The following is a 21479-nucleotide window of genomic DNA, read 5'->3' as shown; positions in this document are numbered from 1 at the left end:
GAGCTTCACCAGGTGCCGGGGAGTTCGCGCCCGAAACAGGCGTGTCCGGACCCATTAGGGGATGTGTCCTGCGCTCCCGAACTTGCCCACCGCTAAATTGAACGGCGTGCGGAAATCATATAGAGCGATCGCGGCGACGGTCCGCAGCAGGTGGCCGCTCTATATGGTCTCGATGCTCCTCGCCAATTTCATCGGTGCCATCCTGGTTTTCGCGTTCGTGCGATATGGCGTGCCGATTCCCGAATCGCAGGCCATTATCGCCGACCGGGTGCGCAACGTTGCGATCTTCGGCGGGTATCTGGCCTTCGCCGCGGTGGTGAGTCTCACTGCGGCAGCGATGATGCTGCGGTCCGTCATCCGCTGGCAATTACGCGGCGGCCCGCCCACCCGCAGTGAACAGATGTCGGCGCTGCACGCACCGCTGCGGCAGGCGATCGTGCATCTGGTCCTGTGGATACTCGGCGGGATCATCTTCGTGCTGCTCACCATCACCGAGATGCCCGAACTGGCGGTCGCAGTGATCGTCACCGTCTGCATGGCCGCGACCACCACGTTCGGCTTCACCTACATGCTCGGGGAACGCATTCTGCGCCCGGTGGCGGCGCGCGCCCTCAGCGAGGGGGAATTCGACCGGACCATGGCCCCCGGAGTCGGCACCCGCCTGGCGATGACGTGGGGCCTCGGCACGTTGATGCCCGTCATCGGCATCATCCTGCTCTGCGTCACACAGTTGACCACCGACCTCGTGTTCTCCCCCAACGCATTGGCCTGGGCGATCATGCTGCTGTCGATCATCGCGATCGCACAAGCCTTCGCGTTGTCGATGCTGACCGCCAGCCAGATCTCCGACCCCATCAAACAGTTGCGGCGGGCCATCGAACGGGTTCAGCGCGGCGCCACCGACGTGCGGGTGGAGGTGTTCGACGGAAGCGAGATCGGACGGTTGCAGGTCGGGTTCAACCGCATGATGCGCGAATCGGACGAACGGCGGCTGCTGCGCGAACTGTTCGGTCAGCACGTCGGTGAGGACGTCGCGCGGCGGGCCCTGCAGTTCGGTACCGAACTCGGCGGGGAGACGAGGTTCGTCGCGGTGCTGTTCGTCGACATGGTCGGCTCCACCGGCGCCGCCGCGGAGCGTCCCCCGGGCGAGGTCGTGAACCTGCTCAACGAGTTCTTCCGCGTAGTCGTCGATGTGATCGACCGACACCATGGATTCGTCAACAAGTTCATGGGTGACGCGGCTCTCGCAATCTTCGGCGCCCCGCTCGACCGCCCCGACGCCCCGACCGCCGCACTGGCGGCCGCGCGCGAGCTGAGGTTCGCGCTCCACGAGATCACCGGTCTCGACATCGGGATCGGCGTGTCCGCGGGCCTGGCCGTCGCCGGAAATATCGGTGCCGCAGAAAGGTTTGAGTACACCGTGATCGGTGACCCCGTCAACGAGGCGTCGCGCCTCACCGAGCTCGCCAAGCTTCATCCCAGCCGCGTCCTGGCGTCCACCAGCGCGCTGTACTTCGCCGACGAGGAGGAGCAGGCGCACTGGGAGCTGGGCGAACAGGTGCAGTTACGTGGGCGTCGTCGCAACACCCATCTGGCTTGGCCGGAGGACTATCCGGAGTAATCCGCTACCCGTTGGTTACGCTTGGGATGTGGCCCTGCCTCGTTCCGACCCGCCCACTGCCGAGCCACCTCGGCAGCGAAGTCGATTCTGGTGGATCAAATGGCTGCTCGGGGCCGGGCTGCTCACCCTCCTGACCATCGAGGGCATATACCTGTGGCCGACCCTCAGCGATTCGTGGAAAGCACTCACCGAGATCCATTGGGGATGGGTTGCAGCCTGCATCGCGGCGCAGGCGGTGTCGCTGAGCGGGTACGGCGCCGTCCAGCAGCGGTTACTGCGAGCCGGAGGCGTCGTCGTCTCTCAGTTGAAGTCCGTGTCCGTCATCTACGCGAGCACTGCGATGGCCGTCAGCCTGCCGGCAGGCCAGGTCTTCTCCACCGCGTTCACCTACAAGCAGACCCGCAAGTGGGGCGCGACGCCTGTCGTCGCATCGTGGCAGCTCGCGATCTCCGGGGTGATCGCCGCAGGCAGCCTCGCGTTCCTCGGCGTGGCCGGCGCGTTCGCCGTCGGAACCAGAGTCAGCCCCATCACCCTGGTGCTGTCGCTGATCGCCGCATTCGCCCTGTTCTACGGCTTGCGATACATATCCCGTAACCCCGACTGCATCGAGTCGACGGGACATCGGGTTCTCACTCGGTACAACAGGTTCCGTAAGAACCCTCCGGAAACCGGTGTCGAGCGATGGAAGGAGATCCTCAGCCAGCTCGATTCGGTGGAGTTGGGCCGGCGCGATTCCCTCGCCGCCTTCGGGTGGTCGGCGGTGCACCGCCTCGCCGATGTGGCCTGTCTCGGGTTCGCCTGCTGGGCCGTCGGCGCCGAACCCTCGTTCGCCGGCTTGCTCATCGCGTTCGCTGCCGCCAAGGCGGTTGCCAGTATTCCGCTGGCGCCGGGGGGACTCGGGTTCGTCGATGGCACCTTGATTGCCACCCTGACGGCGGCGGGAACGACGGCGTCGCAGGCGCTTGCAGCCGTCTTCGTCTACCGCGTGGTCAGTTACATTCTCGTGGCCCTGATCGGGTGGATCGTCTTCCTCATTCTCTTCCGCCACAATCAGCATGAGGACCTGGAGATGGACCTCGAGTTCGAGCGCCGGGAGCAGCCGGGGGCGAGACACACCCCGCACAGCACCGGCGAAGCCGACACTGCCTAGCTGCTGGTATTTTCGCGCCGAGCCTCGGCGAGCTGGTCTTCGAGCGAGATGATGCGGCAGGCCGCTTCGACTGCCGTGCCGGTGTCGACGAGCTCCCGGACGCGGGCGGCAAGCCGGAGCTGACGCCGCGAATAGCGGCGATGTCCGCCCTCCGAGCGGTACGCCACCAGCAACCCCATGTCGTCGAGACTCCGAAGAAACGCTGCGGTGACACCGAGAAGATCGGCGGCGCGCCCCATGGTGTATGCGGGGTAGTCGTCGTTGTCGAGTTCATTGGTGGTGCCGGTGGAGTTATCCACAGTTCTTGCGTCAAGCCCTTCGTTGCGTCGTAAGGGACCCCGGCGCGAGCTCGCGCCGGGGTCCGAAGGGGTTATAGCTGCACCGGCCGCGGCCGGCACAAGGACAAGACATTCATTGCATACGGATCCTGATGATGGATACGCAACACCCGCCTCTCACCTCGACTTCTTGTGAACAGCGTGAGTAGCTGACCTTCTCCTTCTCACGCCGGGTGTTCGGGGGGCGGAGCCACCTCTTCGTGCTTCCGGCTCCGCCCCGTGCCTTCATCTTTCCTCGGCAGCCCGTCGGCTACCCCGCTAGTTGATTCCCTTTGTTGACGATCAATACTTTAGAACCGTTGCTACCAAAAGTCTACAGTCTCGGCTGGAGATTTTGAGGAGATGGTCAACACGGTCCACGTCGCCCCGGATGCTGCGCCTCCGCTACGAGAACAAGAGTCGGCCGTGCGCGTGGGTCGCATGTGCCGCCGCATTACGCTGACCGGGTGAAGAAGTTCCTTCCCGCACTGGTCGTCGATGTCGTGCTCGTGGTCGTCTTCTGCGCAATCGGCCGCCGGAGCCACGACGAAGCCACCGCGCTGACGGGACTCGCCATCACGGCGTGGCCCTTCCTCAGCGGCCTCGCCGTCGGCTGGGTCGCGACCGTAGCGCTGTACCGCGACAAGTTCGACGCCGCGTTGATCGTGCCGACGGGGCTGCTGGTGTGGTTCTCGACACTGGTGGTCGGCATGCTGCTCCGCGTTGTCAGTGGTCAGGGCACGGCCTTCAGTTTCATCCTGGTGGCGGGCACTGTTCTGGCGGTGTTCCTTCTCGGCTGGCGTGCGGTCGCGAGAGCCGTCACGAAGGTACGCACCCCCAGCTGATCGGCAGCGAATCCGCCGCGTCGCCGCCCGAACCGACGTGCGAAGTGGGACAGTCGTTGCATGAGTGACACCGTCGATCCGCGGCAGGACGAAAAGCGAGCCGACACCGGTTTCTTCGGCCAGCCGTTCGCCCTCGCGAACCTGTTCGGCGTGGAAATGTGGGAGAGGTTCTCGTTCTACGGGATGCAGGGCATCCTGATCTATTACCTCTACTATTCGGCAGCCGACGGCGGGCTCGGAATCTCCGAGGCCTCGGCCACCAGCATCGTCGGCGCCTACGGCGGCACGGTGTATCTCTCGACGATCCTCGGGGCGTGGATCGCCGACCGGCTCCTCGGTTCCGAGCGCACCCTGTTCTACAGCGCGGTACTCGTCATGCTCGGGCACATCGCACTGGCCGTCTTCCCGGGCCTGTGGGGTGTGGGGGTCGGACTCGTGTGTGTGGCCTTCGGCAGTGGCGGTCTGAAGGCGAACGCGACCTCGCTGGTCGGCGACCTCTACGACGAGCACGACGAGCGCCGCGACGCCGGATTTTCCATCTTCTACATGGGTATCAACCTCGGCGCTCTCGTCGGTCCCCTGCTGACCGGCTGGGCGCAGGACACCATGGGCTTCCACGCCGGTTTCGCCCTCGCCGCCGTCGGTATGGCGTTCGGTCTGGTTCAGTACACGCTGGGCCGCAAGCATCTGCGCGGCATCGGTGCGACCGCCCCCAACCCGCTGCCGTCGGACCAGCGCACCAAGTGGATCGCCATCGCCGCCGCAGCAGTGATCGTGATCGCCGCGGCGTGCCTGACCGGTCTGGTCACCACGAGCAACATGTCGGATGTCGTCGTGGCGCTCACAGTCGTCGCGGCCATCGGCTACTTCGCCATCATCCTGTCGAGTCGCCGCATCACCGCGATCGAGCGGAGCCGGGTCTACGCATTCATTCCGATGTTCATCGCGAGTGCCGTCTTCTGGTCGCTGTTCCAGCAGCAGTTCACCACCGTCGCGGTCTACTCCGACAAGCGACTCGACCGCAACCTGTTCGGATGGGACTTCCCGCCCTCATGGGTGCAATCGATCAACCCGGTCTTCATCATCATTTTCGCGGGCGTGTTCGCCGCCGCATGGACGAAGCTCGGGCCACGCCAGCCGTCCTCCCCCATCAAGTTCGCGATGGGCACGATGATCATGGGGCTGGCGTTCCTGGCGTTCATTCCGATGTCCGGTGGTGGCGCCAACAGCGCTCCACTCCTCGGCCTGTGCGGCATTCTCCTGCTGTTCACCTTCGCGGAACTGCTCCTGTCGCCGGTAGGGTTGTCGCTGTCGACCAAGCTCGCCCCGGAGGCTTTCCACACGCAGATGGTTGCCCTGTTCTTCCTGTCCGTGGCGCTGGGTACTGCGATGGCGGGCACGTTGGCCGGTTTCTACAACGAGAACAACGAGGTCCCCTACTTCACCGCTATCGGCCTCGGGTCCATCGCGGTGGGCGTGCTGCTGGCGGTCGGCTCACCGTGGATCAAGCGTCTGATGAAGGGAGTGCACTGACCCGGTTCGTGGTCGTCCGCTCACCGCATCCACAGCCACCCGGCGAGGCCGAACCCTGCCACCGCGATCACGACACGGAGTATCGACGGCGGAATCCGCTTGACCACCGGCGGACCGCACCAACCGCCGGCAAGGGCACCGATCGCCATCGCCGCCGCGGCGCCCCAGTGAACGGGTCCGAACACCGCGAAGCCGAGAGCCGCCACGAGATTCGCGATACCCAAAAGGAAGCTCTTCAGGATGGTGGCGCGCCAGATCGTCTCGGACGTGAGGATCAATGCGCTCGCCAGGAAGATCACGCCGGCTCCTGCGCCGAAATAGCCGCCGTAGATTGCGACGACGAACAGGGACAGCATGTAGGTACGGGGCAGGTCGCGCTCCCCTGCGAACGCGCGGATCCGCGGCTGCAGGAGCAGGGCAAGCGCGGCGAACGCCACCATGAACGGCACCACGGCCTCGAAGGAACCCTCGGGGGCGCCCAGGAGGATCGCGGCCCCGACTATTCCACCGGCAGCGGACGCCAGCACCCAGCGCCACAACTTCGGGCCCGTGTCCGCCACCTCGCGCGTCGAGTTGGAGAGCGCACCGACGCCGACGGCCACCATCGCAACGGTGTTGGTGACGTTCGCGGTGACAGGCGGCAGTCCCGCTGCGAGTAAGGCCGGGTACGACACGATGGAGGCCAGTCCGGTGACGAAGCCGACCAGTCCCGCGAAGAACCCCGCGACGATGAGTAGACCGATATCGAGCAGGGGCACAGGTGAAAAACTTACCCTTGCGTACTGACCCCTTCAGCGCTGCCGCACGACGCCGGTGGGCGCAGGGTCAGCTCGCCGGCTTGGCCATCTCCCGGAACAGCATGTCGGTCATCTTCACGGCGCGGTCGCCACCGTCCGCGTCGGCAACGAGCACCGCGAAGGCGAGGTCTCCGCGGGATCCGTAGAACCAGCGGTCATCGCCACTGGCCCCGTTCATGCCGATGAGGTCGGGGTAGCCGTTCAGCAAGGAAGCGCCGCCGCGCACCACGTTGTCCCGCATCATTGCGCGCAGCTGATCGGTGACGTTCGCGGGAAGCGGCTGAGCCGCCACCTCGCTGGTCCCCGGCTGACCCTGCACGATCATCGGTGCGGGCGCACTGCCCCGGGCGATCGACGCCGCCACCATTGCCATTCCGAACGGTGTCACGGCGGGCAGGTCCTCGTTCTTGCGGTTCATCACCTGGTTCATTCCCGACTGGTCGGCAGTGAACACTGCGGTCTGGTGGTCGAGCCCCGGAACGTTGTAGTTCATCCCGAGTCCGAATTGGTTCCCTGCCTTCGCGATGTCCTCCATCGACAGCGACGACGGGTCGACACCCTTCTGCAGTCCGGCGGCCTTCTTGATCAGGTCGAGGTTCGACCCGGCCGGGTAGAGACCTTGGAAGGTGATCGGCCCCTGCTCCATCGCTTGGTTGTTCTGCGCGGCGGCGAGAACGGCCCCGGTGGACGGCTGGATCGCGATGATCGAGGCCGGGGTGCCCACACTGACCACCGCTTCTTCCGCAGCCAACTGCAGCCGCGAATCCATGGTGGCGACGATGTCGGGTCCGGGTGGGCCCTGGAATCCCGCCTGCGGGATCAGCGTGCCGTTCGGATCGACGAGGTGGACGGCCCAGCCGGCGGTGGCGTCACGGTTGGCTTGCCACACCTTCCGCAGCGGGTCGAGCAGCGGAGTGGTGATGCGGCGATCCGCAGTGATCAGTTTCGGTGTCTTGATAACCACGACCCCGGGGATGTTCAAGTCCTCCTCGAGGTACAGGTAGTCCTGATCGCGCAGGAGGACTGCGGTGACTTGCTCTCCCGGTTTCTGGGCGAGGTCGGCCATCATCGTGTCTGCCGTCACCAGCGGAGCCACCGGTTCGAGGACTTCGGCCAGGCGGCGGGTGGTCACGACAGGATCCGGCATCGTGGCCGGATCCAAGGTGATCGCATTGATGGTCTGCTCGTTCATCAGCAGCGCACCGGCGGCGTCGAAAATCCTGGGCGGAGCGGCGTCCGTCCGGTCGTATCGGACGCTACGCCCGTTACCGAGGTCGGGCGCGAGGATCGACGGATCCCACGAGATGCGCCAGCCCACCGACAGGTGCCGCACGCCGCCCTGCACCTGATAGCTCCAGTCCTTGCCCTCACCGAAGTTCCACGCGGCACCGACGGTGAAGAACCCGGAGTCGGAACCGAGGTCCATGAACTGGGTGAGGTCGAACTGTGCGTCCTCGGGTTTCAAGCCGTCGAACATCTGCTGAATCGCCGACTCTGCGGCGTTGGGATACGAGGTGTGTGCGGCAGCGGCAGCGGCATCGCGCTCGTTCAGCGCTTCGACGAAGGAGGCGACGACCGACTTGGCGTCGGCCTCCTCTGTCGACATCACGCAGGACGCCAGAACGACCGCTGATATCACAGCCGTTATGAGGGCGATCACGTATTTGTTGCGGCGTCCAAGCGATCGTCCATTCCCCATGTCCACCATCTTGCTTTCAGTCACATGCGTAACAAGCACAACTTGCCTACGAAGGAGTTACGGTTGAGCCACAACTTATCTCGTCGAGCACGACCCGCGAACCGGTTTAGCGCAGAAAACGCCCCGCGGCCTGCACAGCAGGGGCCGAGCTGTCTCCTGTGGCGACAAATACGGCAAATGCGAGATCGTCCTTGATTCCGACGAACCAGCCGTGGGCCGGACCGTTACCAGACTCCGCCGTGCCGGTTTTTCCGAGCAGTCCCGGAATGTCCTGTAGCGCAGTAGCGGTACCGCCGGTCACAGTTTCACGCATCATCGTTCGCAGATCCGCGGTCACCTCGGCAGGTACCGGCGGGGCCGTCCGATCGGCAGTGCCCGGTTGCCCCGTCACGATCATGGGCGCCGGCGTGGAACCGCGAGCGATCGACGCCGCAACCAATGCCATTCCGAAGGGGGACGCGGTCACCTGACCCTGACCGATCGCAGATTCGACACGGGCCGCCGAGCTGTCGGCGATCGGTACGTTGCCGGTCACGGTTGTCAAACCCGGTGTCACATAATCCACCCCGAGTCCGAACTGCAGGGCCGCGTTCTGTAGGGCATCGGCCGGAAGCCCCACAGCCAACCGACCCATCGTGGTATTGCACGATCGGGCGAAGGCGGTGTGCAGCGGGACCTGACCAAGGTCGAATTGATCGTCGTTGGGTATCTGCCTGCCCTCGATGTTCTCGGTTCCGGGGCAGGGCAGCACGGTGTCGATGGTGGCGGATCCGGCCTGCAGGGCAGCCGACGTCGTGACCGTCTTGAAGGTGGACCCCGGCGGGTACAGGCCGGTGAGCGCGATCGGGCCGAGCGCGTCGGCGGGAGCGTTCTGCGCGACCGCCAGCACGGCACCGGTGGACGGGCGCAGGGCGACGATCGCGGCCTGCTGCGGCATGTCCGCCAGAGCCCGCTCGGCTGCCGTCTGCATCGGGAGGTCGAGGGTGGTCGTGATGTCGGGGGCGACGGGGCCGTCCTCCCCCGCGATGCTCTCCGCCGAGCCATCGGCTGAGACCAGCTGGACGGCCCACCCGGCGGAGGCGTCCTGCCCCTGCTGCCACAGGTCGGCGAGTCCGGACAGCGTCGGGGATGCGAGTGCCTTGTCGGTGCTCAGCAGTCGCGCCTGCGGGACGAGCGTCACCCCCGGAAGTGCAGTCAGTTGCGCCTCGATGGGTGCCAGATCCTCCGCGCGCAGACTGATCGCGGTGACGGGTTTGCCCTGGGCATCGGCCACATCCTTCTGCAGTGACTCCGGGGTGATCGTGGGCGCGAGGGGGGCGAGCAGCGCTGCCACTGCGGCGGTGTCCGCACCCTGGTCCAGGTTCACCAGAGTGACCACTTGCTCCGTGAGAATCGGCGCGCCAGACGACGACAGCACCTTCGGCGGCCGCCCGGTCGTCGGGGTGTAGCGAACGGTCGTGTCTTCCGTGAGCCCGGGCGCAAGCACGGCCGGATCCCAGGTGATCTTCCAGTCGTCACCCTGCTTCGCCGCGTTGCCACTCGTGCTGTACTTCCACTCCTGCCCCTCGGCGAAGGGCCAGGTGACCTCCATCGTGAAGGTTCCGGCGTCGTCGCCCGACTCCTGCACGTCGGTACGGGCGAAGGTTCCGTCCTTGTTGCCCAGCCCGTCGTAGAGGGCGGTGATGGCCGCCGATGCGGCGGCGGGGTCGGTGGTGAGGGCCGCGGCTGCCTGGACGTCGTCGGCATTGAGAGCATCGACGAACTCCTGGCTGACGGTATCCGGCTGATCCGGCCCGAAGAGGCCGCAGGCGGACAGCGTCATCGCGAGGACGGCTATGCCGGCGGTGGCCTTACGCCTGGGGCCGGTGGGACTGTGACGAACTGTTGAGGTGCGCACGTAGTCGATCATGCCTGAGATGCTGGCGGCCCTGAGGATAAGGGTGTAATCATGTAATCAGTGCTCGTCACACAGACAGAGCATCCAGGCTCCCAGGAGGACGCCATGAAGAACGCCCAGGCCCCCGGAGACCGCCGTTTCGGCCGTCCCGGCGGATGGCAGCAAGCAGATGTTCCCGATGCGAGCGACGCGGCCGACTGGTTCGCCGGCCGACTGCCCGACGACTGGTTCACCGGGTCGGCCACCGTCGAGGTCGACCGTGAAGAGATCGTCGTCGTGGGAGAGCTGCCTCCCGTCGAGTCCGGCGACTCCGCCTCGGAGGCCGCCGTCGACGGGCGCATCGCACGCTTCCGCGAGAGCACTCGCGCCGACCGAATGCGCATCGCACACGAGGCCGAACTCCGCTACGGACGGAAGGTGGCGTGGGGAGTCACCCTCGACGGCCGCCGCTCGTTGTTCACTCACCTCGCCGTCCCGGTGATGACCCGACTTCGCCAGCCCGAACGCAAGGTTCTCGACACACTGGTCGACGCCGGGGTGGCGCGATCTCGCTCGGACGCCCTGATGTGGACGGTTCGACTCGCAGGCAAGCACAGTGAGCAGTGGCTCACCGAACTGCGCGAGGCGATGGCGAAGGTGGACGAACTGCGCGCCGACGGCCCGCAGATTTAATTCGATTGCCGAGGCATCGGGTGGGCCCTACCCTGAACTCACCCGATGCGCGCAGGGCGCGTCAGACGAAAGGACACGGGCCGTTGCTCCTGACGAGGTAGTTCCGCGAGTCTTCATCCGCACACACCTCGGAGTACCCCATGGCCCAGTCATATCTGTCCCTGTCCGATCTCACTTTCTCGTGGCCTGACGGCGAACCGGTCTTCGACGGCGTCGACGCCGTGTTCGGCTCGGGCCGTACCGGCGTGGTCGGCCTCAACGGTGCCGGAAAATCCACCCTCCTTCGCCTGATCGCCGGCGTACTGCAGCCCGACCGGGGGTCGATCGTCGCACGCGGCGAGGTGGCCTACCTGCCGCAGGACATCACCCTCGATCCGGGTCTGCGGGTAGACCGCATCCTCGGTATCGCCGATCTTCGCCACTCGCTGCACCGGATCGAATCCGGGGTGGGCGCCCCCGAGGACTTCGACGCTGCCCAGGGTCGCTGGGACATCGAGGAACGCGCGATCTCGACGCTGCACAAACTCGGGCTCGAGCGGGTGCTCGGATCCGCGAGCGACCTCGATCGCACGGTCGGCACACTGTCCGGGGGTGAAACGGTCCTGCTCGGCCTCACCGCAAAGCTGCTGTCCGAACCGGAGATACTTCTGCTCGACGAGCCCACCAACAATCTGGACGGGAGTTCGCGCCGCAGGCTCTACTCCGTCGTCGAGCAGTTCTCGGGCGCCATGCTGGTGGTCAGCCACGACCGTGATCTGCTCGACCTCATGGACGCCACCGCGGAGCTGCGCGGCGGCGGCATCCGGATGTTCGGCGGCAACTTCAGCGTCTACCAGGAGATCGTGGACGCGGAGCAGGAAGCTGCATTGGCCGCGGTGCGGGACGCGCGTGGTGACGTACAGAAGCAGAAACGGGAGCTCGCCGAGGTGCGGATCAAGCTGGATCGGCGCAAACGCTACGGCCAGAAGATGTTCGAGACCAAGCGTGAACCGAAGATCGTGATGGGGATGCGGAAGCGTCAGGCCCAGGAATCGGCGGGAAAGCTGCGAAACAACCACATCGCGAAGGTCGACGAGGCCAGGGAGTCGTTGACGGAAGCGGAGAGTGCCGTCCGGGACGACCGCGAGGTACGCATCGAACTTCCCGACACGGAGGTGCATGCGGGCCAGGACGTGATTTCGATGCAGGACATCGAACTCGGCAGCGGACAACGGGTGTCGCTGCACGTCGTCGGTCCGGAACGTATCGCACTGGTCGGGCGCAACGGTATCGGCAAGACGACGCTGCTCGACGCAATCGTGAAAGCGGGACCGCGCGTACCGTTCAAGTCCCTGCCACAGCGGCTCGACGTCTTCGACGAGGCGCTCACGGTGGCGCAGAATGTCGCCGCGGCGGCGCCGCATGCCTCGCAGGAGCAGATTCGCGCACAGTTGGCTCGATTTCTGTTCCGCGGGAACGACTCCGACGTGCTCGCCTCGGCATTGTCGGGCGGCGAACGGTTGCGAGCAGCTCTCGCAACGATATTGCTGGCCGAACCTGCACCCCGCCTGCTACTGCTGGACGAGCCGACGAACAACCTCGACCTCCCGAGTCTGTCGCATCTCACGCAGGCGCTCCGCAGTTTTCGCGGAGCACTGATCGTGGTGAGTCACGACCGTCGTTTTCTCGAGGACATCGGGGTGACGCGGCGGCTCGAACTCACCGAGGACGGGCTACTGTAGGACCGACGGGAAGATCGTGCACACTGGGCGGGTGAAGCACGCTACCAATCCCGTCGACGGTGTCCGGGTCGCGTACGAGACCGTCGGCGACGGGGAACCCTTCGTCCTCATCCACGGCACTGCGCTGTCACATGCCATCTGGCGCGGGTTCGGTTACGTTCGCGCACTTCGGGATCGGTACCGGTTGATCCTCGTCGACCTCCGTGGACACGGCCGCAGCGACAAACCACACGATCCGGCGTCGTATGCCATGGACTTGATGAGCGCCGACATCGTGGCGGTCCTCGACGAGGTCGGGCTGCCCAGCGCGCACGTTCTGGGCTACTCGCTCGGTGGACGTGTCGCGCTGACACTGGCGGTTCAGAACCCCGAACGCCTCGAGAGTCTGATCATCGGAGGCGGCAGCAGCCTCCCGCAGGCCGGCGCCTTCGATCGCTTGTTCTTCCCTGGCTGTATCGACGTGCTCGAGCAGGACGGGATGGATGCGTTCCTCGAACGATGGAATGCCCGACGCTCCTGGCCGATCGACGCAGGCACCCGTGCGGCATTCAAAGCTAACGACGCGAAGGCATTGGCCGCCTACATGCGGCGTTCGGGTGACGAACCGGGTGTAGACGACGAGGTGCTACGTCGGATCGCCGTCCCGACGCTCCTGTTCGTCGGATCCAAGGATGCCGAACGTTTGGGGGACACGCGGCGGGCGGCGTCCCTCATTCCAGGGGCGTCGTCGGTGATTCTTCCTGGCTTCGACCACTCGAGCGCGGTGGCCGCGAGCACCGAAGTGCTCGCGGCCGTCGAGCCGTTCCTGGCTTCGGTGTGAACGGCTACACCCACTCCACCAACTGGATGATCACTCCGTTCGGGTCGCTCATCTGGAAGTAGCGCTCACCCCAGGGTTCCGTTTCGATGGGCGTGACGATCGGGACACCCTCGGCCTGCAGCCGCTCGTACTCGGTGTCGATGCCGTCGACGACCAGCGCGATGAGCAGACCCTCCCCGGCCGCACCCGCGATGTGCGCGGGCTTGAACGTTTCGAGTCCTGTCCGCAGGAAGACCAGGCTGAAGCCGACGTCCTCACGCTTCAGCGACACGAATCCGTCGGCTGCCATGTCCTCGACGAAACCGAGATGGGTCTTGGCGAAATCGGCCGATGCAGTCGGGTCGGCGACGTTCAGTGACAGTGCGCTTGCCGTGACCTTCACAGTGGTGTCCTTTCCTTGACGACACCCCTCTAACGTACGCCGTACGATATTTGTTCCCGGGGCATCGACGACCTCAGACGCCGAGCAGACCCTTCGCGATGTGCGTCACCTGAATCTCGTTGCTTCCCGCGTAAATCATCAGCGACTTCGCGTCGCGCGCCAGTTGCTCGACCCGGTATTCGGCCATGTAGCCGTTACCACCGAACAACTGCACCGCCTCCATCGCCACCTCGGTGGCCGCGCGCGAGGAGTACAACTTCATCGCCGACGCTTCTGCCAGCGTCACCGGGTCCCCCGCCTCCGCCCGTTCGATGGCATTGAAGACCATGTTCTGCACATTCATCCGGGCAATTTCCATCTCGGCCAACTTGAGCTGCACCAGCTGGAACTGTGCGATCTCCTTGCCCCATAACTTGCGGGACTTGGCGTAGTCGACACACAGACGGTGACATTCGTTGATGATCCCGAGCGACAACGAGGCGATGCCGATACGTTCGGCGGCGAAGCTCTCCTTCGCACTGGACTTCCCGTCCGATGCACCGCCCTCTTCCGTCTCGCCGAGCAGTCGATCGCAGCCGACGCGGACGTTGTCGAAGAACAACTCACCGGTGGGCGAGGAGTTCATCCCCATCTTCTTGAACGGCGCACCCTGGGTGAGCCCCTCCATGCCCGCGTCGAGGACGAACGTGAGCACCTTGCGGTCGCGGCGGTCGATCGACGCGTCGCCGTCGTCGAGCTTCGCGTACACGATCATGACGTCGGCATAGGGCCCGTTGGTGATGAAGGTCTTCTGCCCGTTGAGGATGTAGTCGTCTCCGTCGCGCCGGACATAGGACTTCATGCCACCGAAGGCGTCCGAGCCGGAATCGGGTTCGGTGATGGCCCAGGCGCCCACTTTCTCGAAGGTGACCAGGCCGGGTAGCCAACGCTCCTTCTGCGCCAGAGTGCCTCGACTGCGGATGGTGCCCGCCGCCAGGCCGAGGCTCACGCCGAGGGAGGCGACGAGCCCGAGACTCACCCCCGCCAGCTCGGCATTCATGATGACGCCCATGCTGCCCGCACCGAGACCGGCCGATTTCTCGCCTTTCTCCGCGGATTCGGGGTCTTCGCCGCGTTCGCGGGCCAGCGACTTCTCGAGGGCGTCCCGCGCCATCTCGTCGATACCGAAGGTGGCGAAGAGCTTGCGGATGATGTCGAACGGAGGCAACTCCCCGGTCTCGAGCTTGTCGACGTGGGGTCGAATCTCCTTGTCGATGAAGCCGCGGATCGCGTCGCGGAACATCAGATCGGTGTCGGACCACTGATACATGCCGGGGACTCCAGTCGCTGAAAAGACAATGACACTTCCCCGCAAATATAGAACAGGTTCTCGTTATTGGGAACGAGACCGCGCCCGCTACCTGATGAGCCCCAACCGTTGCGCGAGCCAGGGCGTTTCCTTCTCCAGTCCGGCAGACCACACGGCGAAGCTGTGACCCCCGGGGACCTCGAGGTACTGCACATCCATGCCCGCATCCTTCGCGGCCTGGAAAACCTTCTGCGCGCCGGGCCGGTAGTCCGCGTCGTCGGTGCCGACGACGAAGACCCCGGCCGAGTCCGCGTATTTCTTCGTCGCCATCAGATCGAGCGGATTGACTTTCTCGAATGCAGACTCGCTTCCGCCGAACGCTGCGTCGAGCGTCCTCTGACGATCACCGAGTGTGGGCTCTTCCTGTCCGGAGATGTCGAGGAACGTGGGGTACACCTCGGGATAGTTGGTTGCCATCTGCAGCGAACAGGTGCCGCCGTAGGAGAGGCCGCCTATCGCCCAGGCTCGGGGGTCCCGGTTGACCTGAAGGTTCGAGGTCACCCAGGCCGGAACGTCTTTGGCCAGATAGGTGGCCACGTTGCCCATGGGCGAGTCGACGCACAACGGGTTCGCGATCTGTGAGCCGGTAGCGTCCGCGACCACCACGACGGGAGCAAGACCTTCGTGCTCGGCCGCGAAGGCATCCATCGTAGAGGTCAGCTTGCCGCCCGCGAGCCAGTCCTCCGGGGCGCCGGGCTGGCCGGCGAGAAGTACCAGCACGGGCAGCAGAGGCCGAGGATTCGTGAAATATGCAGGGGGCAAATAGATTTCGGCGTCGCGGGCGGTGAAATTCGATTGCGTGGCGGGGATGTGCGCGGTGAGGACGCGGCCCTCATCGCCCATCCCCGGCGGAGGAGTCCACGACGCGTCGAGAGGCGTCCCGGTGACAACCCTCTCGGTGACACCACCCAGATCGTGAAGATCCACGCGATCGAACGGTTCGTCTCCGAAAGCGGTGCCCACAGTGGGATACGCGTCGAACACCAGATTGATCTGCGTCCCCGACGCGAGCACGACCGCGATTACCGCCAGTACCGACACCGCCGCCGATGCCGCCGTACGTCCGGCCCGAATCCTCGGAATCAGCAAAAGAATTGCGGCCAGACCCACCCCGATCCACACATAGATGGAAATTTCGATCGGGTCAGGAAAGGGTCGGAGGATCTTCTCGACGGCGATATAGACGGCGAGGGTGACCACGGCGGCCACGGCGAGACAGAGCGGCAGGGCTTTCCTGCGAAACCACGGGACACGGGCGGCCAGCAACCACACGCCACCGAGTGCGCCCAGGCCGGTGAGAATCCAGGGCAGAGGCCCTGAAATCACGCTGAGGTCGCTGAGCAATTCCACGTCACGAAGCCTAGAGCGCGAACCCGCACTGCGTCGGCTACTCGAAGCGACCGTTAAAATCGTGTGGTGACGTTCATCAAGGTCTGCGGTCTGCGTGACCAAGCCTCGGTCGATCTGGCCGTGCGACTCGGTGTCGACGCCGTGGGCTTCGTCTTTGCCGAGAGCGTGCGCCGAATTGCGGTGGAGGATGCGGCGGCGCTGATCCGCTCCGTCACCGGTCCCACCGTGGCGGTGGGGGTGTTCAAGGGAAGTTCTGTACCGGAGGTGATCGAGATCGCGGCCGCAGCCGGGCTCGGCACCGTCCAGGTGCACGATGTGAGGTCCGCCGAGGACGTCACCCGATTGCGAGAGGCAGGGCTCACGGTGATCCGCGCGGTGGTTGCCGGGGATTCGTCCGGCGACTTCGGGGCCGACCGCCTCCTCGTCGACGGGGCGACAGCCGGCGCGGGAGTGCCGTGGGACTGGGCGGGGCAGGCCAGACCCGATGGTGAGTGGATCCTCGCCGGCGGCCTGAATCCCGGCAACGTCCGGACGGCAATCGACGCCACCGGCGCGTGGGGTGTCGACGTGTCGAGCGGTGTGGAATCTTCCCGCGGCGTCAAGGACGCGGCGCTGATCGAGCAGTTCGTTTCCGCGGTCCGATCAGGGCGTGACTCAGTCGGGCATCCCTGTCACGGAATCTTCGGCGTCCCAGGAGGCAAGGACGGTGCGGATACCCACCACTAACGCCAACGGCTGGTCGATCATCACGTGATGCCCCGCGTCGGGAATGTCCGTCACCAGCGCGGTCGGGCCGAATCGCGCCCTTATAGTCTTCATCATCTCTTCGTCGACGATCCCGTTCTCGGCACGAAAGTACGCGATGCGGCAGCGGGGTTCTGCCGCGACCAGCCGATCACTGCCGCTGCGGGCGAAGAATGCGGGGTCGAACTTCCACGACCAGCCGCCCTCCACCTCCCGCATCGAGGTCTCCGCGACGTGGTCGCGGACGGCCGGAACCGCCGACTCCTGCGGCGGCACGAACCGGAAATGCGCGAGCGCATCGGCCTTGCTCGGATACACCTTCTTGGGCCCGAACGCCCGCTGCTGCCGCGCCGCTTCCTCCTCGGGTGTCTGGGCGCGAATCGGTGAATCGATCAGTTGGACCCCGGCCAGATCCTCGCCGAACAACTGGGCGGCCACATACGACACCATTCCCCCCATGCTGTGTCCGACGAAGACCGGTGGACCGGAGATACCAGCGGGTTTCGCGACGGCCAGGGCCTCTTCGGCCCACTGCTCGAGCCCGTAGCGCTCGCGAGAGTCACTGTCTCCGTGTCCGGAGAGATCGAGAGCGACCACCCGTCGTCCGGTGGCCAGCATGGGTGCGACGTGATCCCACCACCTGCTGTGTGCCGCTCCACCGTGCACCAACACGATTCCGGGGGTTCCCGTCGGCCCCCACGCGCGGTACCGGATCTGTGCGGCGGCCACATCCACCTGGCCAACCTCCACCGGGCAGGCCAGGGCCGAGGCGAACCAGTGGGGCGCGCCACTCTGTACGTTGCTCATCAATCGAACATACCGATCACTTTTCCCGACGCTGAAGTAGGTCGAACATCGCGGCGACAGTACCGTCGACCACGGGAAACTTGTCCGGGGCCAGGTCGTGGCGCGCACCGTCGAACTCGACGAGGATCGTCGTCCCCGGAATCAGTTCGAGTGCCGATTCCATTTCTTCGGTGGTTGCGAACGGATCCTTCGAACCGTGCACGATCACTGCGGGCGTCCGCAGGTCCGGGAAATGGTCTGTGCGAGGCTTCTCAGGTTTCGCCGGTGGATGCAGCGGATAGGACAGCAACAGGAGGGCATCGATCCCGGCGGGATTCTCCGCGGCCAGCATGGACGCTTGACGACCGCCGTACGAATGCCCGCCGGCCCACACAGGCCCGGGCCCGAAGTCACGCATGACGGCGACGGCCTCCGCCACGCCCTCGCGATCCGCCGCCGCTCTCGACGGATGCGGCGGGCCCGACGCACGGCGCTGTCGAAAGGGCAGGTCGAACAGCAGGACCAGCACGCCTCGTTCCACGAAACCCTCGGCCATCGCTCGTAACAGCTTTGTGTCGCAGTTACTTCCCGCCCCGTGCGTCAGCACCAACCCGGCCACCGGATCACCCTCCGGGCGATGCAACTGCCCCCGCACCCCCTGCTTCTGCAGCAGTTCAGTCATTCGATCACGGTAGCCGGTTCCGTTCCCTGGCCACCGCGCTCGCCCACAGTTGGTTTCGATTGGCTTTCGATCTGTTTGCCGAGGGGGTCGAGTGGGTATCTTTACCCTACGACTGCTGGGAGTAGCACATGGATACCACCACGACCGTCATCTGGATCGTCGTCGCGATCGTCGTCGTCCTTGCCCTGATCGCGTTGGCCGTTGCCGCAACGCGCAAGCGCAAGCAAGCACGGCTCCACGAGGCCCAGGACATCCGCACAAAAGCCCAGGAACAGGCTTCCATCGTCGGGCAGCGTGAAGCGATCGCCGATCAGACTGCCGCCGAGGCACGGCGGGCCCAGGCAGATGCCGAGGCCAAAGCCGCGGAGGCGTCGCGACTTCAGCACGAGGCGGCGACGCACCAGCGCACTGCCAGCACGTCCAGGGAAGAGCTGGACAAGGAGTGGAAGCGGGCCGACAAGCTCGATCCCACCACCAAGTCCACGAATGCGGACGCGAACACGAATACGGACACGACCGGCACCCGGTCGAACGACACCCGGACCAGTGACGTCCGATCGAATGAGACCCGATCGAACGACACGCCCGGTGCCCATTCAAAGCCGACCGATACAACGCCGACGTAACAACGTCGGCGCGGCCTGCCTCGCCCTACAGAAGCAAAGTGTGACACTGTGCCCCGGCTCGAGCCGGCACTCACATGGGAGGTCGGAAATGCGCATCGGACGACTCGTTACGGTCATCGTCGTGGTGTGGTTGATCATCGGGGCTGTCGCCGTCTGGCAGCGCGGCTACTTCCAAGAGGCCAACGCCGACTGTGCGAGCGCGGGCACCATCGCCGTCACCGTCATCGCGGGCCCACTCAACTACGCAGGCGTGAACCCGAAGGTGAACTGTGAAGTGCCACAGCCGAGTCAGTAGTCTCGGTCCGTCGAAAAGGAAATGAGGCAATACCGTGATCATCCTCGGAATCATTCTGCTGATCATCGGTCTCGTCGCGAAGATTTCGATCCTCACGACAATCGGGATCATCCTCCTGGTCATCGGTCTCGTCCTGATGGTGCTCGGTACGACAGGGCGCGCCGTCGGCGGGCGAAAGTACTGGTATTGACGGCTCGACCGTCCTCCGGTAACTGACCCTCTCCGACCGCCGTCGATCCCGACGGCGGTCGGAGACGCACGGAGCCGGCATCCGGTCCGGCTGTCCGGATTTCAGCTGTCCGGATTTCAGCTGTCCGGACTTCAGACGGTGGCGAGGACGTACGAGAGGACGAATCCGGCCGCAGTGCTCAACGCGACTGTCGGGCCGCCTTTTTCGTATGCCTCGGGCATGAGGGTGTCGGCGAGCGAGGCCAGTACGGCACCGGCGGCGAATGCAAGTGGCAGAGAAATGGTCTCGGGTGAACTCGTGGCCAGCGGACCCGCGCCGATGACGACGGCCGCGGTGAGCAGAGCGGCGCACACCACCCAGGTGCCGACAACGAAGGCCTGTGTCCTTCCCTGTGCACGCATCGATGCACTGCCGACCAAGGCCTCGGGAAAGTTGGAGACGAAGATCGCGACGAGAAGGGTTACGCCCCCGGTACCCTCACCGAGAGATACGCCGAGCGCAATGTTCTCCGGCACGCCGTCGAGCGTCACCGCGGCGAGGAGCGCGAATCCGGCCATCCCGCTCACAGAAGCCGTCGAGGGGGCAGTCTCCGACGCGGCTGCGTCGACGTCGAGTTTCTCGCTCCCCTGACGTTGTCGATGCGTGCCCTCGGCGAGACGGTCGAGCCGCTCGCTGAGAACGGTGAACACGACGGCCCCCACAGCCAGACCGAGCACGGCCCGCCAGATACCGCCCTTCTCGTACGACTCCTCGAAGAGTTCGAAGGTCAACGCCGTAATCAGGGCGCCCGAGGCAAACGCCAGCATGCCGGCGAGCATGCGTTTGGGAATGGTGAATCGGCCGCCGACCAGCGCTCCGATAACCAGCGCGCTCGACGCGATCACCCCGAAGATCAGCGACTCGACGATGATGATGCCTCCTCGTGCGGAGAAGGCCCGATGACCTTCATGGATACACCGAGTACCCCGCACAGACGAGTTCGTGCAGCACCGACGAGGTCATGTGGTTCAGCGGAGAAAATGCGACGGCACCGGCCGGATGGTAGAAGATCGCACCATGGCTTCTCGTTCGTGGATCGACACCCATGTCCATCTCGTCGACTTTCTGCAAGCTCCCGCCGACACCGCCGAGCTGCGCGACGCGCTCGTCCGCAACGGCGCCCGGCGTGCCGTAGTCTTCGGTCTTCCGGTGAAGAAGAAATGGTCGGTCGCCGAGCCCGTTCGGCCCGACTACTACCTCGACGACAATGCACCGTGCCACTACCATTCGCTGACCGATGCGACCGTCCTCGACCTCCTCCCCGGCCTCGAGGCGGAGGGGCAACTCGAGGTGGCGCCGTTGATCTGCGGCTTCGATCCCACCGACAAGCTGGCGATCGACCACCTGGAATTCGTCTGGAGCCGCTCGGACCGGTGGGCCGGGATCGGTGAGGTGATGTTCCGCCACGACGATCTCACCAACCTGACACTCGGCGACGTTCCCGCACCCGATCACGAGGCCATGGGCGCGGTTCTCGATTTCTGCGCCCAGCAGAAGGTCCCGATCTCCCTGCACCACGACTCGGCGTCACCGGGCCTTCCGGACCGGCACGAATACGTCGGCAAACTCGAGAACGCGCTCGACCGGCATCCGACCACCTCGGTGGTCTGGTGCCATGCCGGTGTCTTCCGCCGCACCCGTCCCTCCAACCAGCTGGATCTGGTACGCCAACTGATCGAACGTCACGCCCGCCTGACCATCGAACTGTCCTGGGTGCTGCTCGACCACATCACCGACGGCACCGATACCGACCCGGACTGGATCGCACTTCTCGCCCGCCACCCCGATCGCTTCGTGGTCGGCACCGACACAATCGCAAGCGCGGATACCGTCGACACCCGCGCCCGCCAGATCCACGCCCTGCTCGACGCTCTCCCCGACCCCGCCGCGAGGTGCGTCGCCGAGGACAACGCGCAGGCACTGTGGTTCCCCTGACAGCGCGCTACCGCGCCTGTGAGTACTTAA

Annotated in this window: 22 protein-coding genes; 12 read left to right on the top strand and 10 right to left on the bottom strand. The window is 65.3% G+C overall.

Features of this window, described 5'->3' with window-relative positions:
• Positions 1 to 163 precede the first annotated feature (163 nt).
• Both HYG77_RS20735 and HYG77_RS20730 read left to right on the top strand, forming a co-directional pair.
• A complete protein-coding gene (locus HYG77_RS20735; RefSeq protein WP_109333310.1) occupies positions 164 to 1621 on the top strand; it encodes an adenylate/guanylate cyclase domain-containing protein in 1458 nt (485 codons plus the stop codon).
• Between the two features lie 28 nt (positions 1622 to 1649).
• A complete protein-coding gene (locus HYG77_RS20730) occupies positions 1650 to 2771 on the top strand; it encodes a YbhN family protein (protein WP_109333312.1) in 1122 nt (373 codons plus the stop codon).
• On the opposite strand, the gene HYG77_RS20725 is transcribed toward HYG77_RS20730, so the two are convergent.
• Complete coding sequence (locus HYG77_RS20725; RefSeq protein WP_109335356.1) at positions 2768 to 3010, bottom strand: MerR family transcriptional regulator; 243 nt, start codon at positions 3008 to 3010, stop codon at positions 2768 to 2770. The genes HYG77_RS20730 and HYG77_RS20725 overlap by 4 nt on opposite strands.
• Positions 3011 to 3555: 545 nt before the next feature.
• Here HYG77_RS20725 and HYG77_RS20720 point away from each other — a divergent pair.
• A complete protein-coding gene (locus HYG77_RS20720) occupies positions 3556 to 3933 on the top strand; it encodes a DUF3054 domain-containing protein (RefSeq protein ID WP_109335357.1) in 378 nt (125 codons plus the stop codon).
• 60 nt (positions 3934 to 3993) lie between these two features.
• On the top strand, positions 3994 to 5466 hold the full coding sequence (locus HYG77_RS20715) for a peptide MFS transporter (RefSeq protein WP_208960436.1): 1473 nt from the start codon (positions 3994 to 3996) through the stop codon (positions 5464 to 5466).
• Positions 5467 to 5486: 20 nt separating this feature from the next.
• On the opposite strand, the gene HYG77_RS20710 is transcribed toward HYG77_RS20715, so the two are convergent.
• The 3 genes from HYG77_RS20710 to HYG77_RS20700 form a co-directional block, all read right to left on the bottom strand.
• Entirely contained in the window at positions 5487 to 6224 is a 738-nt protein-coding gene (locus tag HYG77_RS20710; RefSeq protein ID WP_109333316.1) for a sulfite exporter TauE/SafE family protein, read from the bottom strand.
• Positions 6225 to 6291: 67 nt separating this feature from the next.
• Positions 6292 to 7971, bottom strand: coding sequence for an NTF2-like N-terminal transpeptidase domain-containing protein (locus HYG77_RS20705; RefSeq protein ID WP_109333318.1), 1680 nt, complete (start codon positions 7969 to 7971; stop codon positions 6292 to 6294).
• A 97-nt stretch (positions 7972 to 8068) separates the two neighbouring features.
• On the bottom strand, positions 8069 to 9871 hold the full coding sequence (locus HYG77_RS20700) for a penicillin-binding transpeptidase domain-containing protein (RefSeq protein ID WP_208960435.1): 1803 nt from the start codon (positions 9869 to 9871) through the stop codon (positions 8069 to 8071).
• Positions 9872 to 9964: 93 nt separating this feature from the next.
• Here HYG77_RS20700 and HYG77_RS20695 point away from each other — a divergent pair, with 93 nt between their 5' ends.
• From HYG77_RS20695 to HYG77_RS20685, 3 genes are all read left to right on the top strand, one after another.
• Positions 9965 to 10531 carry a hypothetical protein gene (locus tag HYG77_RS20695; protein ID WP_208960434.1) on the top strand — a complete coding sequence of 189 codons (567 nt, stop codon included), beginning with the start codon at positions 9965 to 9967 and terminating at the stop codon, positions 10529 to 10531.
• A 140-nt stretch (positions 10532 to 10671) separates the two neighbouring features.
• Positions 10672 to 12252, top strand: a complete 1581-nt coding sequence (locus HYG77_RS20690; RefSeq protein WP_208960433.1) for an ABC-F family ATP-binding cassette domain-containing protein — start codon at positions 10672 to 10674, stop codon at positions 12250 to 12252.
• A 13-nt stretch (positions 12253 to 12265) separates the two neighbouring features.
• The gene (locus HYG77_RS20685; protein ID WP_109333326.1) at positions 12266 to 13072 is read left to right on the top strand and encodes an alpha/beta fold hydrolase; all 807 of its coding nucleotides are present in this window, start codon (positions 12266 to 12268) and stop codon (positions 13070 to 13072) included.
• 4 nt (positions 13073 to 13076) lie between these two features.
• Here the strand turns inward: HYG77_RS20685 and HYG77_RS20680 are convergent, their stop codons facing one another.
• The 3 genes from HYG77_RS20680 to HYG77_RS20670 all read right to left on the bottom strand — a co-directional run bounded on the left by HYG77_RS20680 (position 13077) and on the right by HYG77_RS20670 (position 16152).
• Positions 13077 to 13454, bottom strand: a complete 378-nt coding sequence (locus HYG77_RS20680) for a VOC family protein (RefSeq protein ID WP_109333328.1) — start codon at positions 13452 to 13454, stop codon at positions 13077 to 13079.
• Between the two features lie 73 nt (positions 13455 to 13527).
• Positions 13528 to 14763 carry an acyl-CoA dehydrogenase family protein gene (locus tag HYG77_RS20675; protein WP_208960432.1) on the bottom strand — a complete coding sequence of 412 codons (1236 nt, stop codon included), beginning with the start codon at positions 14761 to 14763 and terminating at the stop codon, positions 13528 to 13530.
• Positions 14764 to 14850: 87 nt separating this feature from the next.
• The gene (locus HYG77_RS20670; protein WP_208960431.1) at positions 14851 to 16152 is read right to left on the bottom strand and encodes an alpha/beta hydrolase-fold protein; all 1302 of its coding nucleotides are present in this window, start codon (positions 16150 to 16152) and stop codon (positions 14851 to 14853) included.
• A 66-nt stretch (positions 16153 to 16218) separates the two neighbouring features.
• Here HYG77_RS20670 and HYG77_RS20665 point away from each other — a divergent pair, with 66 nt between their 5' ends.
• A complete protein-coding gene (locus tag HYG77_RS20665) occupies positions 16219 to 16878 on the top strand; it encodes a phosphoribosylanthranilate isomerase (RefSeq protein WP_208960430.1) in 660 nt (219 codons plus the stop codon).
• On the opposite strand, the gene HYG77_RS20660 is transcribed toward HYG77_RS20665, so the two are convergent.
• Together HYG77_RS20660 and HYG77_RS20655 are read right to left on the bottom strand one after the other, a co-directional pair.
• A complete protein-coding gene (locus tag HYG77_RS20660; protein WP_208960429.1) occupies positions 16807 to 17703 on the bottom strand; it encodes an alpha/beta hydrolase in 897 nt (298 codons plus the stop codon). The genes HYG77_RS20665 and HYG77_RS20660 overlap by 72 nt on opposite strands.
• Before the next feature lie 16 nt (positions 17704 to 17719).
• The gene (locus HYG77_RS20655) at positions 17720 to 18364 is read right to left on the bottom strand and encodes an alpha/beta fold hydrolase (RefSeq protein WP_208960428.1); all 645 of its coding nucleotides are present in this window, start codon (positions 18362 to 18364) and stop codon (positions 17720 to 17722) included.
• A 128-nt stretch (positions 18365 to 18492) separates the two neighbouring features.
• Between HYG77_RS20655 and HYG77_RS20650 the strand changes: the two genes are divergently transcribed.
• The 3 genes from HYG77_RS20650 to HYG77_RS20640 all read left to right on the top strand — a co-directional run bounded on the left by HYG77_RS20650 (position 18493) and on the right by HYG77_RS20640 (position 19475).
• Positions 18493 to 18990 (top strand): hypothetical protein, encoded by a 498-nt coding sequence (locus tag HYG77_RS20650; protein WP_109333338.1) that lies wholly within the window; start codon positions 18493 to 18495, stop codon positions 18988 to 18990.
• 88 nt (positions 18991 to 19078) lie between these two features.
• Positions 19079 to 19285 (top strand): hypothetical protein, encoded by a 207-nt coding sequence (locus tag HYG77_RS20645; RefSeq protein WP_208960427.1) that lies wholly within the window; start codon positions 19079 to 19081, stop codon positions 19283 to 19285.
• A gap of 34 nt (positions 19286 to 19319) precedes the next feature.
• Positions 19320 to 19475 carry a DUF6131 family protein gene (locus HYG77_RS20640; protein ID WP_201453406.1) on the top strand — a complete coding sequence of 52 codons (156 nt, stop codon included), beginning with the start codon at positions 19320 to 19322 and terminating at the stop codon, positions 19473 to 19475.
• A gap of 131 nt (positions 19476 to 19606) precedes the next feature.
• Here the strand turns inward: HYG77_RS20640 and HYG77_RS20635 are convergent, their stop codons facing one another.
• Positions 19607 to 20446 (bottom strand): zinc permease, encoded by an 840-nt coding sequence (locus HYG77_RS20635; protein WP_244372983.1) that lies wholly within the window; start codon positions 20444 to 20446, stop codon positions 19607 to 19609.
• A gap of 85 nt (positions 20447 to 20531) precedes the next feature.
• Between HYG77_RS20635 and HYG77_RS20630 the strand changes: the two genes are divergently transcribed.
• Positions 20532 to 21449, top strand: a complete 918-nt coding sequence (locus tag HYG77_RS20630; protein ID WP_208960426.1) for an amidohydrolase family protein — start codon at positions 20532 to 20534, stop codon at positions 21447 to 21449.
• Positions 21450 to 21479: the final 30 nt, after the last annotated feature.

It is taken from the genome of Rhodococcus sp. ZPP (genome assembly GCF_017656075.1).
GTDB classification, from domain to species: domain Bacteria; phylum Actinomycetota; class Actinomycetes; order Mycobacteriales; family Mycobacteriaceae; genus Rhodococcus_F; species Rhodococcus_F oxybenzonivorans.
This window is presented reverse-complemented; position numbering and strand designations above follow the sequence as displayed.

Bases quoted from the DNA above. Each gene is read 5' to 3' on its own strand.
- HYG77_RS20655 (WP_208960428.1), bottom strand. From the start codon at position 18,364: ATGACTGAACTGCTGCAGAAGCAGGGGGTGCGGGGGCAGTTGCATCGC.
- HYG77_RS20705 (WP_109333318.1), bottom strand. From the start codon at position 7,971: ATGGTGGACATGGGGAATGGACGATCGCTTGGACGCCGCAACAAATAC.
- HYG77_RS20735 (WP_109333310.1), top strand. From the start codon at position 164: ATGGTCTCGATGCTCCTCGCCAATTTCATCGGTGCCATCCTGGTTTTC.
- HYG77_RS20645 (WP_208960427.1), top strand. From the start codon at position 19,079: ATGCGCATCGGACGACTCGTTACGGTCATCGTCGTGGTGTGGTTGATC.
- HYG77_RS20715 (WP_208960436.1), top strand. From the start codon at position 3,994: ATGAGTGACACCGTCGATCCGCGGCAGGACGAAAAGCGAGCCGACACC.
- HYG77_RS20650 (WP_109333338.1), top strand. From the start codon at position 18,493: ATGGATACCACCACGACCGTCATCTGGATCGTCGTCGCGATCGTCGTC.
- HYG77_RS20675 (WP_208960432.1), bottom strand. From the start codon at position 14,763: ATGTATCAGTGGTCCGACACCGATCTGATGTTCCGCGACGCGATCCGC.
- HYG77_RS20695 (WP_208960434.1), top strand. From the start codon at position 9,965: ATGAAGAACGCCCAGGCCCCCGGAGACCGCCGTTTCGGCCGTCCCGGC.
- HYG77_RS20690 (WP_208960433.1), top strand. From the start codon at position 10,672: ATGGCCCAGTCATATCTGTCCCTGTCCGATCTCACTTTCTCGTGGCCT.
- HYG77_RS20660 (WP_208960429.1), bottom strand. From the start codon at position 17,703: ATGAGCAACGTACAGAGTGGCGCGCCCCACTGGTTCGCCTCGGCCCTG.
- HYG77_RS20725 (WP_109335356.1), bottom strand. From the start codon at position 3,010: ATGGGGCGCGCCGCCGATCTTCTCGGTGTCACCGCAGCGTTTCTTCGG.
- HYG77_RS20700 (WP_208960435.1), bottom strand. From the start codon at position 9,871: ATGATCGACTACGTGCGCACCTCAACAGTTCGTCACAGTCCCACCGGC.
- HYG77_RS20630 (WP_208960426.1), top strand. From the start codon at position 20,532: ATGGCTTCTCGTTCGTGGATCGACACCCATGTCCATCTCGTCGACTTT.